Below are 16819 nucleotides of genomic sequence, written 5' to 3' on the forward strand. Positions count from 1 at the left end.
ACGCACCGTCGCGCGACCGCGGATGGACTCCAGGACGCGACGGGCACGCTCGGCCATGGCGGCGCGCTCGGCGGCATAGCGCTCGGGGGCCTTGGCGAGGTAGCGGCGCGCGGCGATGTAGTACACCGGCGCGACGATCACCGGGATGATCAGGAACTGCCAGTCCAGCGCGAACAGGGCCGTGACGGTGGCAATGACAGTGAACAGTGAGGTGGACAGCGTCGGCACGGTCTCCGTGACGGCGGCGGACAGCTCGGCGACGTCATCGGTGGAACGGCTGACCAGATCGCCTGCGCCTGCATCCTCGACTCGGTGGGTGGGCAGTCCCAGAGCGGTGCCGACCATGTCCTGGCGCAGGTTCGCGATCACGCGCTCGGACAGCCGTGACACCAGATAGAAGCCGCAGGCGTTCACGACCGCGCCGGCGATCGCGGCGGAAATCAGACCTGCGCCGATCAGCCACAGCGATCCCTGGGTGCGGTCCATCACCAGGTCCACGATCCGGCCCATCAGCTGCGGCACCAGCACACCGGCGTACGCGCCGAGGACGAGCAGTACCAGGGCGAGCAGGAACAACAGCTTCGCATGGCGGACTTGGCCCAGCTGACGCGCGACCTCGCGCCGCACCTGCGTCAGCGTGGCCAGGGGGAACCGAAGGGCGGTGTCGGTCTTGACGGGTGGGCTCGCGTTCGTCGACGGATTCATCGGGCGGCCCCCGCCAGCAGCTCCTCCGCCGTCGCCTTCAGCTCCGCCACGCTCGAGTGGTTGGCCGCCACGGCGTTCCAGGCCGGGGCCTCGCTGAACACGAGCGTGATCTTGCCTGCCCGGTGCCGGGACACCCGCTCGGCGAGGTTCTGCTCCGTCACCGAGTCCACCGCGGTGGTCGGATCCTGCAGCACGAGGACCTCGGGGTCGAAGGCGATGGCGCGTGCCAGGGCCACGCGTTGCCGCTGACCGCCGGACAGCATGCGTCCGTTCTCGCCGACGCGCTTGTCGGGGCCCTCGGGGATGTCGTCGCAGCAGGCGACGCGGAGTGCTTCCTCGGCGGTGGCCCGGTCGGGGTGGACGTTGTCGGCGACGCTGCCGTCGAACAGGTCAGCCGCGTGCGGGACGACGATCACCCTGGTCCGGGGTAGCGACTCCAGCTGGGAGATCAGCTCGTGGTCGGTGCCGCGCACGACAGTGAGACCGGTCGGCAGGGCCTCCAGGAAGTTGGCGGTCCTGGCTTCGTCGATTTCAGTGGTGTGTTCGAAGTCTGCCCCGAGAACCTCGCGGATACGCCGTCCGGATGCCTCGGCCGAGGCCCATCGCGAGGCGAGGTTCCTGCCGAACATGGTCATCGGAGTGATGAGGAACTGCGTCAGGCCGACGACGGTGATGAGGTCGCCGATGGTCATGTGCCCGTTGAGTGCGAACGCGCCGGCGGCGATGCCGAGGGCGGAGACGAAGATCGCGCCGGTGGCCTCTGTGGCCCCGTTGAGGCGCGCCTCGGCGGCATTGGCGTGAATGGTCTTGTGATAGGCGATGTCCGAGACCTCGGCATAGCGAACCCGGACGGTGACGATCGCGCCCAGGCCTTTCAGGATGCGCAGTCCCTGCACCACATCCGCGGCGGTCGCCGCGGCCTGAGCAATCGCATGCTGACGTGCGACCGAACGACTCTGCAGCGGGCGGGCCACCCGGAGGGCCACGATCGCCAGGAGCGGACCGCCGATGAGGGTGGCCAGGCTCAGCCAGGGACTGATGGTGAACATCATGGTGGCGCCGTAGACGATGGCCGCCGCCTCGGCTACAGGCATGACCGTCATCATCACGATCTCGCCGACCCGGCTGGTGTCGGACGATGCGATCGACAGCAAGCCGCCTGCGGTGCGCTCGCGGCCGGCGAACCCACGTGGATCCTGGATGCGGTCGGTGACCATGGTGCGCAGATCATGGCTGACCAGCTGCTGACTGCGGATCAACATGAAGCGCGCGATCCAGTTCGCGACGATGGCGAGCACGAAAAGACAACCCAGAACCAGGATCCAGAATCCCAGTCGGCCGGCAGACGAGGTGGCGATGGCCTCATCCACGGCCCTGCCCACGACGACGGGCGTCAGGCCGTTGCAGATGAAAGCGACCGCCATGCCGACCGAGGCGACGAAGCTCCACGGACGCTGCGAGAGCGCGACCTTCAGCGTCCACTGCCGTGCGTCGAGCGCAGGCATCTTGGACTGTTGCCCGCCAGGTCCGGGAAGCGCCGAATAGTCGACGATACTTTCCTGTCCGTGAGCTTGAGGGATGACGAGCACGAGCGAAAATGTTACACGTGCGAACTACCGCGGCCCGGCTGTCGTGTCGCGGTGGTCTGTCTCCGGTTTCACGCATCAGCGGCAGGGACCGAGAGTCCGAAGGGACTGCCCTCACTTCGAGTGGGGCAGTCCCCTACGGGGCCGGGTCCGAAACGGGTCGTCCCCAGCTCTAGGAGATCTGTGGTTCCCGTGTTCGCCTGCACTCCCCATCGAACCGGAAAGTGTCCCTCATCCGGACACTTCCCTCCACCACGCCGACACCCGCGCGCATCGGTCGTGCGGGACGAACACCGAAACCCCAGGTTGGGGCGTATATCACTCAAGGTGTCCGCAAGTGACACACTTCACACGATGTCTGCAGCCCCAGGATTTCCTCATCCGAATCGCAACACCGCATTGGACCGAGGACACCATGGACAGACTGATCAACATCGACAATGGCGGTACCCTCACCGACATCTGCGCGTGGGACGGCCACGACTTCAGCTTCACCAAGACCCTCACCACCCCGTTCGACCTGTCGCAGTGCCTGTTCGACGGTCTCACCAAAGTGTCGCGGGAGATCTACGGCACGGAGAATCTGCCCGAGCTGCTGCACTCGACCGCACACATCCGCTACTCGACAACGCAGGGTACGAACGCGCTCGTGGAGCGGAAGGGTCCGAGTGTCGGCATCCTCACCGACTCGGCCGGCACGGTGGACGAGCTCAGGCGCACCCCCGAGCAGCGCGCGCTGTTCGACGACCTCGTCGGCAGCCGCGTCGCGGTGATCGACAGCGCCGCCGACGACCTCGACAGCGAACTGGTCGCCAAGGTCAACCGGCTCATCACCGACGGCGCGGCCCGCATCGTCGTCGCGGTCGGTGACACCAACGACGGCCGCGAACGCGAGATCCGCAGGGTCCTGCTGCGCAAGTTCCCGCGCCACCTGCTCGGGTCGGTGCCGTTCCTGTACTCGTGGGACTTCAGCACCGATCGCACCGCGTCCCGGCGCATCTGGTCGGCCGTGATCAACACCTTCCTGCACCCGACGATCGAACGGTTCCTGTACAACACCGAGCATCGTCTGCGCGACCATCGCGTCCGCAACCCACTGCTGATCTACCGCAACGACGGGGCCTCGTCGCGCGTAGCGAAATCGGTTGCGCTCAAGACCTACTCGTCGGGACCGCGAGGCGGCTTGGAAGGCACCCGGGCGCTGGCCGAAGTCTACGGCCTCAAGCACGTCCTCATGATCGACGTCGGCGGCACGACCACCGACATCGGCACGGTCACCGGCGGCGAGATCCTCACGGACCGAAGAGGTTCCATCGCCGGGATCCCCATCTCCTTCCCGATGTCCAACGTCGAGTCCGCAGGCATCGGCGGCAGCTCCGTCATCGCCGTCACCGACGGTGTCATCACGGTCGGCCCCGAGAGCGTCGGCGCAGCACCGGGACCGGCCTGCTTCGGTTTCGGTGGTACCGCCGCCACCATCACCGACGTCAATCTGCTGCTCGGGGTACTCGATCCGTCCACCTACCTCGACGGCGGCTTCACCCTCGATGCGGACCGGGCCCGCGCGGTCGTCCGCGAGACCGTCGCCGAGCCGCTCGGCCTCACCCTCGACGAGGCGCTGATCGCGATGGAGCAGGCCTACTTCACAGCCATGGGGAGTGCCATCGCCCCGGCAGTCCAGGATGCCGACGAGACCACGATCGCCGCGTTCGGCGGTGCCGGTCCGATGAGTGCGTGTGGTGCTGCCCGGGATGCCGGTGTCCGCACCGTCCTGATCCCCAAGCTCGCCGCCGTCTTCTCGGCGTTCGGGATCGGATTCTCCGACATCGGGCAGAGCTACGAGACCGACCTCGTGGACACGAGCGACGCGACACTCGCCGATGCCACCGCCGACCTGCTCGCCAAGGCCGAACGCGACATGTTCCAGGAGGGTCATTCCCTCGACGAGTGCACTCTGTCGTGGACGGTTGCCTCGGAGGACGAGCACGGCGTCACCGTCGACGAAACCCCCTACCGGCCCGGCGAGCCGGTGGAACTCGTGGCCGGTGCCTCCAGCGCGCTGACCCTCGTCGTCACGCGCCGAATGAATCGAATCGCCCTGCCCGACAGCTCGTTCGCCGAACCCTGCGACCCGCAGGCGACCGGTGTCCGCACCGTGCTCGGTGCCGCGGGACGCGCCGAGGTGCCGGTGTACACGCTCACCGAGCAGCAGCCGGGTGCGACCGCCGAGGGACCTGCCATCGTCGAAGGCCCCTTCTTCACCGCCCGGGTGCAGGACGGCTGGACTTTCCACGTCACCGCCGGCGGCGACCTGCTGCTCACCGACACCCACTGACCGACAGGCGCGACGCCTGCTCCCACCGCTTCGAAGGATGCACGACATGCGAATTCCCATGACCGAATACCTGGTCATCGATCTCGACACCGAACTGTGGCTGTGCCGGGTGTGCCAACACGAATTCGGCAGCGCCCGTGGCAATTACAAGGAAGGGACCCTCGTCTACGACCGCGATCCGCGCGAGATCCATCAGCCGATCATCGACCCGGACCGCTACGAGTTCACATTCTCACCGGACCCGAACTACTGCCGGATCCTCGAGTACTACTGCCCGGGTTGCGGAACCCAGATCGAGACCGAGTACGTCCCGCCGGGCCATCCGCCGACCGTCGACATGGAGTGGGACATCGACGCCCTGCGTGCCCAGTGGCTCGAACGCGGCACCGATCCGGAAGAGGTCATCACCTACGGACCGGGGCAGGACGCCGAAGGCGAGTTCGAAGGCCGCCGCCACCAGCACTGAACATCTTCGACCGCAAGGAATCCGATACCATGAAACGCATCTCCGTCGACATCGGCGGCACCTTCACCGACTGCTTCTTCGCCTGGGACGACAAGTACGTCGAGGCCAAGGCCCTCACCACCCACCACAACCTCGCGCAGGGCTTCAACGAGGCCCTCGACCTTGCCTGCCGACGGGCCAACCTCGACCGCGACGACGTGCTGTCCCAGGTGGATTCGGTACGGTACGCCACCACTCTCGGTACCAATGCGCTCATCGAGCGCAAGGGGCCCCGCGTCGGTGCCATCGTCACCCACGGCTTCGAGGACACCATCCCGCTCTCGCGCGGCCGTGGCTACGGTGAGGGTCTGGACCCGTCGATGCAGCAGAATCTGCCCGCTGCCGAGCGTCCCGAACCACTGGTGCACCGCAGCCTGATCCGCTCGGTGAAGGAGCGCGTCAACTCCGCCGGCAAAATCGTCATCCCGCTCGTCGAACAGAACGTACGAGAGATGGTGCGCGAACTCGTCGACGCCGGCGTCCAGGCGCTGGTGGTGTCGCTGGTCAACTCGACCGAGAATCCGGCGCACGAGCTGCGGATCATGGAGATCATCCAGGAGGAGTACCCCGAGCATCAGCTCGGCGCCATCCCGGTGCTGCTCGGCCACCAGGTGTCCGGCCGCAAGGGTGAGTACGTGCGGGCCACCTCCACCATCGTCGACGGCTTCCTGCACGACATCATGTTCCACGCGATGAGCCAGCTGGCGAACAACCTGCGCGATTCCGGCTACGACAAGCCGATGCTCATCATCCACAACTCCGGCGGCATGGCACAGATGAACTCGACCGATGCGCTGCAGACCATCCACTCGGGACCTGTCGCGGGAGTCAGTGCCGCAGAGCATCTTTCGGAGTCCTCGGGCATCGGCAACATCATCACCACCGACATGGGTGGCACCTCCTTCGACATCGGCCTGGTGCCCGCAGGTGGGGTCAAGCACTACGACTTCCAACCCACCATCGACCGGTGGCTGGTCTCGGTACCGATGATTCACCTCGAAACCCTCGGCGCCGGAGGCGGTTCCATCGCCAGCTACGACCGCATCCACCAGTCCGTGCGGCTCGGACCCGAGTCCGCGGGATCGGACCCCGGCCCGGCGTGCTACGACCGCGGCGGACTGCGCCCGACGGTGACCGACGCCGATCTGCTGCTCGGCTACCTCGACCCCGACAACTACGCTAACGGTTTCATCAAGCTCAACCCCAGGCGCGCGGTGTTCGCCATCGAGGAAAACCTCTGTGACGAACTGGATCTCGACGTCATCGACGTGGCCAAGGTCATCAAGAGTTCCGTCGACGAGCAGATGGCGATCGGCATCGCCAAGGAACTGCGGGTGCGCGGTTACCTGCCCGAGGACTTCACGATGCTCGCCTACGGCGGCAACGGCCCGCTGCACGCGTGCGGCATCGCCGACCACGCCGGTATCCGCCGGATCCTCGCGCCGCCGTTCTCGTCGGTGTTCTCCGCGTGCGGCGCCGGCAACATGAAGCAGCTGCACATCCACGAACGGGGCGTGCACGTGGTGCTCTACAACGCAACCACGCGAGCACTCTACGACCGTTACGAGGAGTTCAACGACATCGTGGCTGCCCTGGAAGCGAAGGGTGCGGAGGATCTGCGTCGGCAGGGCATCACCGACGACGTGATCGAGCATCGCCTCGAAATGGACCTGCGGTACGGCAACCAGCTGGTGACGACCGCGGTGTCCTTCGACATCAACCGGATTCACGGGGTCGGGGACGTCCTGCACCTGATCCGCACCTTCTCCGACATCTACTCGCAACGGTACGGGGAGGGGTCGGCCGCACCCGAGGCGGGGATCCGTGTGCAGACCATCCGTGTCGCGTCGTACGTCAACGGCGACACGGTGGAATTCGACTCGCTGCATCATGGCGGGGAACGAACGCTGCCTGTCCCGATCGGACATCGGGACGCGCACTTCGTCGGGCACCCGCGGGCGATCAGCACCGCGGTCTACGACGCGAAGGCCCTCGATGCCCGGCATGTGATCCCCGGCCCGGCGATCGTCACCACCGAGAACACGACCTATCTCGTCGAGCCGGGCTGGCGCCTCGAACCCTCCCCGCAGGGCGCCGTCTGGTTCCTCAAGGACTAGCGCAGAAACACCAGGAGACAATGTCATGACCGCAGTGCACGACGACCTCGCCAACGCCGCCGCCGAACGCCTCGCGTCGCTCGACGAGCAGGAACAGCAATGGGTCGACGAATTCATGGACGAGACCACGCTGTTCCTCGGCCCCGATCGGGAGATCATGCGTTCGCACCACATCGCCTCGCGCAGCGAGCTCGAGGAGGAATGCATCGCCAAGGGCATCGATCCGCTCGAGGTGGATCGCATCCGTAAACGCCTGGCCGGCGCCCTCGACGAGGGCTTCGAGATGTGCGAGGCGATGGGTGCGGCTCCCGGCGCCAAATGGGGTGACCTCACCACCGCTATCTACACCGCCGCCGGCGATGTGACCTACCTGTCCTGCCACGGCGTGATCGCGTTCTCCGCGATCCTGCACCACCCGATCCGGTACATCATGAAGTACTGGAAGGACGAGCCGACCGTAGGCATCCACCCGGGCGACGGCTTCATCCACAACGACGCCCGCTTCGGCAACGTCCACAACACCGACCAGTCGATGATCATGCCGATCATCCGTGACGACCGGATCATCGCGTGGATCGCGGCCACCATCCACGAGGGCGAGAACGGCGCGTGCGAGCCCGGCGGCATGCCCTCCGGCTCGGAGACGCCCTTCGACGACGGCCTGCGGATGAGCCCGTTCAAGATCGTCGAACGGGGCGAGCTGCGCCGCGACCTGCTCACCTTCCTGCAGCACTCGGTGCGCGACCCGAAGCTGCAGCTCGCCGATCTGAAGGTGAAGATCGGTGCGGTGCAACGTATCCAGGAACGAGTTGACGCGATCATCGACGAGGTCGGAGTGGAAACCTTCGTCGCTGCACTGCGCATCACCGTCGAGGACGTCGAGGCCGAGGTGCGCCGCCGGATCCGCGAGCTGCCCGACGGCACCGTCCGGTTCAACCAGTTCATGGACTCGACGCTCAAGGAGAACATCCTCATCAAGCTCGCCTGTGCGATCACCGTCAAGGGCGACAAGATGACGATCGATCTGCGCGGGAGCGGACCCGAGATTCTCAACCGGGCCATCAATTCGCCGCTGTGCTCGGTCAAGTCGATGATGATGCAGGCCATCCTCGCGTTCTGGTGGCCGGATCTGCCGCGCTGCACGTCGGCGATGAGTCCGATCGAGATCATCTCCGATGAGCACACCTGGTCCGACGCCGGCTACGACGCCCCGATGGGCCAATCCCTGCAGGCCTCGTTCCGCGGGTTCTCGGCGTTGCAGAACCCCTGGGCGAAGCTGCAGTTCTCCAACCCGGAGAAGTTCTCCAACGTCATCGCCCCGTGGTTCAACCAGATCAACACCTTCCTGTGGGGCGGGGTCACCCAGCACGGTGATCAGGTCGGGAATCTGTGCGCCGACCTCAACGGCATGGGCGGCGGCGCGAAGGCGTTCCGCGACGGCGAGGACGCCGTATCGCCCCTGTTCTGCGCGATGGCCGACACCGCCGAACAGGAGGTCATGGAGGAGGAGGTGCCCTTCATGCAGCTGGTGAGCAAGCGGATCGTCCGCGACAATCAGGGCTTCGGCAAGTATCGCGGTGGCATGGGCTACGAGATGATCGTGGCGGCGGAAGGCACCCCGCTGTGGGGCTTCATGACCGTCACCTCGGGTGCGAAGTTCTCGTCCATCACCGGGCAGTTCGGTGGCTACGGCTGCAACACCTATCCGCTCGCGATGGTCAAGGGCGTCAACGTCTACGACGAACTGCGGCGCAACCCGGAACGTTTCGACCTGTCCATCGAGAAGGTGATGAACGAGCAGCCGTTCGAAGGCGCCGAGTACACCACCAGCCACATGGGCCTGCAGTTCGACGTCGCCAAGGACGGTGAGCTGTACATGATTTCGCAGGGCACCGGCGGCGGCTACGGAGACCCGCTCGAACGAGCCCCCGAGGACGTGGTCGCGGATCTCGAGATCGACCGCATCTCACCGAAGGTCGCGCACGACATCTACGGCGTCGTGTACGAGCCGGAGACGTTCGTCGTCGACACCGAAGCCACCGACGAACTGCGTGCGTCGATGCGCCGAGCCCGGATCGCCCGCGGCGTTCCCTACGCGCAGTTCGTCGAGCAGTTCGTCACCCCCGAACCTCCGAAGGACCTCCTCTACTACGGGTCCTGGGGTGACACCGAGGAACTGACCGCCACCCACTTCACCGTCAACGGTGCACAGCGGGTCACCACGACGATCGACAAGATGCCGATCATCATGATGCCCGACCGACGCGAATTGAAGATCGCCGAGCTGACCGCGCGGGTGAAGGAACTCGAGGCCAAGCACGGTGAGGTGGTCCACCGCAAGTCCTGACCACCGTCCGCCCCGTCCACCGGGTGCCCGCACGACGTGCGTGCGGGCACCCCTTCACCCCCCGGAGACCACGATGACCACTTCGAAGCCCGAGTTCCTCGCTGCACCGGCCTCGGGGCGCCGCACCCCCTTGATCATCGACCATCTCGACTACAGTCAGCGGGTCCTGTTGCGCGGCAATCCGATTCCCTGGGGCGACCCGACCGCGCTGTCGAACCTGTTCAACCAGGCACACGGGCTGCTGCGCCCGGACGCCACGCTGCTCGACCTCGGTGCCTACTATCGGATCCTCGCCGAGGACCCCCGCCTGCAGGATGCGATGACCGCACGGTCGCGTCCCGGATACGCGCTGCGCACCCTGCTCGGAGACGCGGAGGCCGGCCGGGCCGCGGTGACGCTGGTTGCCACCGTGGCCGGCACGACACGGCTGCCGCTCGTCCTGCAGATCCCGTCCCCGCGTGCGTGGCTGGCACAGACACACCCCGGAACGACGGACGATCTCGACGCCGACCGGGTGGAGAACGCGGCGATGTACGTGGCCGACTGGCTGCGCGGGTTCGCCGACGTGCCCGTCGCGGCGGTCCTGCTCGACGAGCGCGCGGCCGGAGATGTGCCTGCAGTACCCCCCGAGGCCTATGCGCCGATCGGCAACGTCGCCGTGCACTACCGATGGGAGCTAGGGCTGCGTGACCAGCGAAGCGTGTCGTTCGGTGAAGGCGACGGGGATGTGCTCGGCGACGACTTCTGGCTCGGCGACCGCGCCGCCGTGCCCGCGGAGACCGGGGCGTTCCGGCTCGCCCGGCTCCCCGAGGGTGCGGTGCCGGAAACAGTGCTGGCCCGGCTGGCCGACCTGGACCGAGAGAGCGTTCGCTCGGGGGCGAACTGACACTGGACCCGGGCATCGCACGGAACCGACCGAACACTCGGTCCGGGCGTCGCACGGAACCGACCGGTACCCTCGAGTGACGCAGATCACTGCGACGTGGTGGAAGGAACACGATGAAGAACGCAGACCGACGGCTGACGGTGGCGGTCGCCCGCGCCGGGTTCCTCGATTCCGGAGAGCCGGACGAGTCCCTGGTGTCGCCGCTCGTGTCCGCCTCGTGGCAGCGGTCGCAGGCAGCCGGGGTGCAGCCTTCCGGTGGGGACGTCGGGTACGTCGGTGACGTGGATCGGGAATCCCGGCTGGTGCAATGCGCAATGTCCGTTTTCGACAGGCTCGCGGCGGACATGGTCGACGTTCCCGTCAGCATCGCACTGACCGACGCGAAGGCACAGGTGCTGATGAGGATCGACGGTGCCCGCGGCATCGGCCGGCTCCTCGACCGGGTCTCGCTCGCGCCCGGCTTCGACTACCGGGAGGCCGAGATCGGCACCAACGGCGTGGGGACCGTGCTCGAATCCGGACAGGCAGTCCAGATCGACGGCGCCGAGCACTTCCACGACCGGTTCCAACCGTTCGCGTGTTCCGGTGCCCCGATCCGCGACCCGTTCAGCGGCCACATCGCCGGTGTCGTCGACCTCAGCTGTCTCTCCGAGCATTCTTCCCCGTTGCTGGCGAGCGTGGCGCGCAGCGCAGCATCCGAGATCGAACTGAACCTGTTTCGCGATCGCAGCGCCCGTCAGCACGCGCTGTTCGACGCGTTCGTCCGCGCCGACGCACGTGGGGGGACGGCGCTGCTGGCCACCGGCAGCGCGATGTCGCTGGCGAATCCGCTCGCCCACGCCATCCTGGCGCCGGAAGATCAGCGCCGCGTCGGCGAGCATGTCGACTACATGATCGGCCATCGCGACCGCATCGACGAGCACGTCGAACTGCCCGACGGTGTCAGCGTCCGGGTGCGGGCCGTCCGGATCCGGGCGGGCGAGGACACTGCCGGGTACCTGATCGAAGTGTCCGAATCCGCCGCTGCGGCGGCCGCGATCCCGGCCGCGGTCCGGCCCACCGCTCCGCCCCGCGTGCCCTCGCATGGGGCGGGACTGGCTGCCGCAGGAACCGGGAAGTTGCGGGCCGGCGGTTCGCCCCTGTGGACCCGGACCTGCAACGAGATCGAGGACGCGGTGCGGACGGGGGAGCGGGTGCTGGTCACCGGCGAGCCGGGCACGGGCAAGGCCTCGCTGGCGTCCGAGATCTTCCACTCGGTGGTGCCCGGCGGGCGCAGCATCCTCGTCGACGGCAGTACCGACCTCTCGGGGCTTACCGACGATTCCCCGACTCCCACCCTGTACGTACTGCGCAACATTCGATCCATGCCCGAACCGGTGGTTGCAACCCTGGCGGCGGCGCTGGCGAAACCCTGTCCCGAGCACGTGTTCGTCGTCGCCACCATGCAGGATTCGGATGAACCGGCGCCGGAGTTCCTCGCTCCGTTGCTCGACGCGCTCGAGCGAACCGTGCACGTGCCCGCGCTGCGGCACCGCACCGACGACATCCCCGGAGTGGTGGCGCAGGTGCTTCGGACGATCACCGGCTCGTCGAGCCGCGAGCTCACGCCCGACGCGATGCGCCTCCTCGTGCGCTACCCGTGGCCGCGCAACATCCACGAGCTGGAGGATGCGCTGCGCAGCGCCGTCGCGCTGCGGCCGGCCGGGCGAATCACGCGCGAGGACCTGCCCGAATGGTGCCATCACGGGCCGGGCCGCAAACTGAGCGCCGTCGAGGCGGTCGAGCGCGACGTGGTGGCCAAAGCGTTGCGGGATGCCGGCGGGAACCGGGCGGAAACCGCTCGCGCACTGGGCATTTCACGGTCGTCGCTGTACCGGAAACTAGCCAAGTTCGGGCTCGCCGACGCTGCGGAGCCGTCCGGTTGACCGAGTGCGATCTTCGGACGGGCTCAGCGTCCCGGAACGGGTGCTTCGCTCAACGTCCGTCGGGTGACGAACCGTCGCGGCACCCCTGACAGTGGATCGGTGAATTCCAGTTCCCGCGCCAGTAATTGGAGGGGGAGGGAATAATCGTCGGGTTCCTCGGCCAAGAGGTCGGGATACCAACGGTCGCCCAGGATCCCGACGCCGAGCGCCGCCAGATGCACCCGCAGTTGGTGCATCCGTCCGGTGTGCGGCCGCAGGAGCGTGTGCAGCACCGCACGTCCCGAGGCGCTCACGCCGGTGCCGAGCACCTCGATCACCGTCTCGGAGTTGGGCTCTCGCGAATCGTCGACGACGACCCGCAGCTCGCCGCGGCGCGACTCGATGTGGTTGCGGTAGACGACGGGCACGGCGTGCCTGGCGAGCGCCGGTGCGGCAGGGTCCCATTCGGACGGAAGCGCCGACACCGCCTCGTAGACCTTCACGACCTGCCGCTTCTCGAACAGCGATTGGTAGGCGCCGCGCGTCTCGGGACGAGTCGAGAACATCACCAGACCTGCGGTTGCTCGATCGAGTCGATGGATCGGCGTCAGATCCGGATTGTCGAGGCGGGTCCGCAGTCGGACGAGCGCGGACTCGCGCAGGTACCGCCCGCCCGGGGTGGTCGGCAGGAAGTGCGGCTTGTCGATCACGACGAGGTCGTCGTCGACGTGGAGAATCTCCTCGTCGAACGGCACCGGTTCCTCGGTCGGCAGATCGCGGTAGTACCAGACGAACCGGTGCGCTCCCAGTTCCGTATCGCGGTCGATCGGACTGCCGTCGGCGCCCACGATCTCGTCGGCGTCGAACCGCCGGTACAGGTCGTCGGCGTCGAGGTGATCGAACCTGGCGACGACGTATTCGGCGATCGTCGACCAGGGGCCGGAGTTCGGGACGCGCAGTCGCGTCGGCCCGACGCCGTTCCTGACAGGTAGTGGTGAGGGCATGGGCACGCCCGTCATCATCTCATCGGCCGCCGGTTCGGCCGCGCATCGGGTCGCGCCGAGGCGCCGGTAGACGGTGATCAACGCCGATGGTCGTCGGGATGGGCTTACCGCACGAACTCGCCGCCCAACCCGAGGGCCCTGGCCTAGAATCGAATGCGCAGTCGGGGGACATTGTTGCACCGGTCGGAATGTGAATGGGTCGGTGTCGTGCAGTTCGGTCGTGGTTGTAGACGCAACGAAGCTCGCGCTACTCACGAAAGGCGGGGACTCGACACTTCTCGGGAGTTCGAAATCGCCCAAGAGGCACAAGGGTGTGTCGGAATATGCTGGGGCCGTTCTGATCTGGGTTCGGCCAATTCTTCATTGATGCCGGCTCGGCGGTGGCAGGTTCGGAAGTGTGATCTCGATCCGAGAATGCCTTCTGGACAAGCCTTTCGGTGAGCGCAGCGTATAGCGATCGGTTGTGGAACCGACAGGGAGGAGGCGGCGACCATGGCCGTGCCAGGTCCGTCGTCGGCGCTGAAACGACTCGATGAATTGCTCGCCGGTACTGAGTCGCGCAAGGTCTGGCAGCGCGACAAGCCGAATCCGAAGGGGCTCGAGCCGGCCGAGTCGCCACCGACGCCCGTGCCGGATCCCCCGGCGACTGGCTATCTCAACCCGAATACTTACTTCGAAAACGACCTGGGCAATCCTGATCTGAATCTCAGCCACGCGGAGGCGGCGGAGACGTTCGCGGACGAGGTCGATAAGTACGGGGACTATTGTCGGCGCAGCACGGATATCACCATGCGCGGCGGCACGACCTCGGGCATCGTCTACCCGCTCGCAGTGTGCGAGATCGCCCGCGCGTTCCGGCTGCGCAACATCGGTGGGACGTCGGCGGGTGCGATCGCCGCGGCCGCAGCTGCCGCCGCGGAGCTCGGGCGCATCCGGGAGATCGAACAGGTGGAAGTGCCAACGAAGGCGTCCACGCCGGAGTCCGTGCAGCGCGGTTTCGCAGGAGTCGCAGAAGTCGTGCGCTGGCTGACGCAACTCGATGGGACCCGGCCCGACACGGAAGGGAAGTCGGACGACGAATTTCGGCTCGCAGGGCTCTTCCGTCCGAACGAGCCGGCGCCTGGTAGTTCGGAGTCTCGCAAGGCGCAGTCGGCGAAGCGCCGGGAGCGGCGGCTGTTCGGGTTGCTCGAGCCGATCATGCGGCGCCGCAATCGCTACCAGGCGGTCTGGCGGGCCGCGCTGGCGCTCGGATTGCGATGGTGCACCCTCGGCATGCTGATCAGCGCCGGGACCTTCGCGCTCCTGGTCGTGGCGATGCGCCGGGCCGTCGACGAAGCGGCCGGTGACGCGTGGGGCCGGTGGGGCTCGGCGTTGGGACTGTCGGTGACCGGGATCCTCACGATCGTGTTGGTGGTCGTGAGCGCGGTCGGTGTATTCCGTCTCCAACGAGCGCGCGGCATGAAACGGGATCTGGATCGTGAGATCGAGAACTGGATCGCCGGCAAGGACGCGAAGGCAACCGCGCTCTACCAGGAGCTGCTGAAGAGCCACACCAGTGCCGAGGAGCCGCGTGCGACGAAGGGCGTGCTCGTAGCGACCGTGATCGGGCTGGTGGCCTGCGTCGCGGCCGCAGCGGCGTTCGTGTGGATCGCGACGGACCGCTCGGCCATGGATCTCGGTGGAGTCGTCTTGGCCGCATTGCTCGTACTGGCCTTCACCGGGTTGTGGGCGCTCGTGTCCGCGGCGTTCCTGGGCGTCATCGCAATGGACATGAACGCGAAGTTCCGGTCGCGGGATCAGTACGGGCTGTTCTCGGGGGATCGCCTGGTGGCATGGATCGACGCTCGGCTCCGGGATCTCGCCGGGCAGGAAAGGCCGTTGACGTTCGGTGACCTGTGGGGCGTCGACGAAAACGATGAGAACAGACGGGGGGAGAAGCTGGCACACCGTGCCCGCGCGCGCCGCGTCAATCTGCAGTTGGTCACCACCGATCTGGCGCAGCAGCGGCCGTTCCTGTTTCCGTTCGTCGACAACGCGAGCATGAAGGAGTCGCTGGGCAGCCAGTTCTATGTCGACCGTAAGGATCTCGCGGCGATCTTCCCGCCGGAGGTCGTCGATCTGCTGGCACCCGAGTCGGTCGACGGTGAGTCGAATGCACAGATGTACAAGTGCTGGGGCGAGAAGGGGAAGTGGGAACGGCGCGAACTCTGTGCGCTTCCCGAGCCGTGGGACCTTCCCGTCGTATTCGCGGTCCGGGCTAGCATGGCGCTACCGTTCCTCTTCAAGGCCGTCCGCGTCTACCGGCTGCGAAAGCCGACCACGGTGCGCGACGATATGGGTCGGCCGCTCGAGTTCGAGCCGAAGAAGGCGCTCGAGTCCCCGATGATGAATGCCGATACCGAAATCGCAGAGGAACTGTGGCTGTCGGACGGCGGTATCACTTCGAACTTCCCGGTGCACCTGTTCGACCAGTCTCTGCCGGAATGGCCGACGTTCGGTCTGAACCTGGGGCGGCATCCGCGGGGATTCGAGCATCAGGACGTGTGGTTTCCCGAGGACTGGCAGTCCAGCGTGCCGCCGTACAGCGTAGTTCGCGGGACCGCGGCCGGATTCGTCGCGGCGATCGTGTCCACCGCCCGGACCTGGCGGGATGTCATGCAGACGAACATGCCCAGCACCCGCGGCCGGGTCGCGTGGGTGCGGCAGCGTGCCGAGGAAGGCGGAACCAACCTGTTCATGAGGCGTGAGACGGTCGCGTCGATGGCGTTGCGCGGTGCGCTCGCCGGGGCCAGACTGCGGCACCGCTTCGCAGCCGACGAAAAGCGTTGGAAGCGCCACAAGTGGCTGCGTCTGCGCGCAGCGGTGAGCACCCTCGACGAGGTTTGTGAGACGACCGCGATCGCGCTTCCCGCGTATCGCGACCTGTTCCACGAGGCAGGTGCCACCGAGGCCGCGGGGAAGACGTGGCTGGAGGAAGAAGGCCTGACGGACGAGGTTCAGCTCTTCATTCCGAGTAACGGCCAGTTCTGGGACCCTGCGAAGACGCTGCTGCAGAACGTGGGGAAGGGGCCGGATGTGCCCGACGCCGACCTCCGCAGTGGTGCCCCGACCCCGGCCCCGGAGTTCCGCCAGTCGCCACGCATGTGACGACTCGCCCCGCCGCTACCCCTGCCGCGCCACGTCCGCGCACAGGATGCTCGGCCAGCGGGCGAGGTCGGCCGGCGTGCGGGCCACCTCCAGAGTCGAGTCCGGGAGAAGATCCAGCAACGCCTCCGCCGTGGACACCGGGTGCCCGGGATCGTCGATCCAGGCGAGAATCGTTGCGGGAACGTCGATCTTGGCGACCTCGTCGGGGTCGGGCAGGTCGCTCAGCGCGGCTCCTCGGAACAGCGACGGAAGCAGGTGCTCGGCGACGTCCGGCACGGTCTCC

General features: G+C 67.0%; 11 protein-coding genes. 7 read left to right on the forward strand and 4 right to left on the reverse strand.

Annotation, left to right across the window (positions count from 1 at the left end; all coding sequences use genetic code 11):
* Together I0Q12_RS34545 and I0Q12_RS31360 are read right to left on the reverse strand one after the other, a co-directional pair.
* A partial coding sequence (locus I0Q12_RS34545; RefSeq protein WP_269437731.1) for an ABC transporter transmembrane domain-containing protein occupies positions 1-705 on the reverse strand: 705 nt, incomplete at its 3' end.
* Positions 702-2210: an ABC transporter ATP-binding protein gene (locus I0Q12_RS31360; protein WP_197257934.1), complete on the reverse strand. Its 1509-nt coding sequence runs from the start codon at positions 2208-2210 to the stop codon at positions 702-704. The genes I0Q12_RS34545 and I0Q12_RS31360, both read right to left, overlap by 4 nt.
* 496 nt (positions 2211-2706) lie before the next feature.
* Between I0Q12_RS31360 and I0Q12_RS31365 the strand changes: the two genes are divergently transcribed.
* The 6 genes from I0Q12_RS31365 (at position 2707) to I0Q12_RS31390 (ending at position 12406) form a co-directional block, all read left to right on the forward strand.
* Complete coding sequence (locus tag I0Q12_RS31365; RefSeq protein ID WP_197257936.1) at positions 2707-4626, forward strand: hydantoinase/oxoprolinase family protein; 1920 nt, start codon at positions 2707-2709, stop codon at positions 4624-4626.
* Positions 4627-4672: 46 nt separating this feature from the next.
* On the forward strand, positions 4673-5092 hold the full coding sequence (locus I0Q12_RS31370; RefSeq protein ID WP_197257938.1) for an acetone carboxylase subunit gamma: 420 nt from the start codon (positions 4673-4675) through the stop codon (positions 5090-5092).
* A gap of 29 nt (positions 5093-5121) precedes the next feature.
* Entirely contained in the window at positions 5122-7248 is a 2127-nt protein-coding gene (locus I0Q12_RS31375; RefSeq protein ID WP_197257940.1) for a hydantoinase/oxoprolinase family protein, read from the forward strand.
* A gap of 25 nt (positions 7249-7273) precedes the next feature.
* Positions 7274-9595 carry a hydantoinase B/oxoprolinase family protein gene (locus tag I0Q12_RS31380; RefSeq protein ID WP_197257942.1) on the forward strand — a complete coding sequence of 774 codons (2322 nt, stop codon included), beginning with the start codon at positions 7274-7276 and terminating at the stop codon, positions 9593-9595.
* A 73-nt stretch (positions 9596-9668) separates the two neighbouring features.
* Complete coding sequence (locus I0Q12_RS31385; protein ID WP_197257944.1) at positions 9669-10481, forward strand: hypothetical protein; 813 nt, start codon at positions 9669-9671, stop codon at positions 10479-10481.
* A 113-nt stretch (positions 10482-10594) separates the two neighbouring features.
* Positions 10595-12406: a sigma-54-dependent Fis family transcriptional regulator gene (locus I0Q12_RS31390; protein WP_197257946.1), complete on the forward strand. Its 1812-nt coding sequence runs from the start codon at positions 10595-10597 to the stop codon at positions 12404-12406.
* Positions 12407-12429: 23 nt separating this feature from the next.
* On the opposite strand, the gene I0Q12_RS31395 is transcribed toward I0Q12_RS31390, so the two are convergent.
* A complete protein-coding gene (locus I0Q12_RS31395) occupies positions 12430-13407 on the reverse strand; it encodes a pseudouridine synthase (RefSeq protein ID WP_197258018.1) in 978 nt (325 codons plus the stop codon).
* Between the two features lie 474 nt (positions 13408-13881).
* Here I0Q12_RS31395 and I0Q12_RS31400 point away from each other — a divergent pair, with 474 nt between their 5' ends.
* Entirely contained in the window at positions 13882-16536 is a 2655-nt protein-coding gene (locus I0Q12_RS31400; protein WP_197257948.1) for a patatin-like phospholipase family protein, read from the forward strand.
* 15 nt (positions 16537-16551) lie between these two features.
* Here I0Q12_RS31400 and I0Q12_RS34550 read toward each other — a convergent pair.
* Positions 16552-16819 (reverse strand): alpha/beta fold hydrolase (locus I0Q12_RS34550; protein WP_374069046.1); only part of this gene is annotated, 268 nt, incomplete at its 5' end.

Source organism: Rhodococcus sp. CX, from assembly GCF_015865005.1.
Classification (GTDB): Bacteria; Actinomycetota; Actinomycetes; order Mycobacteriales; family Mycobacteriaceae; genus Rhodococcus.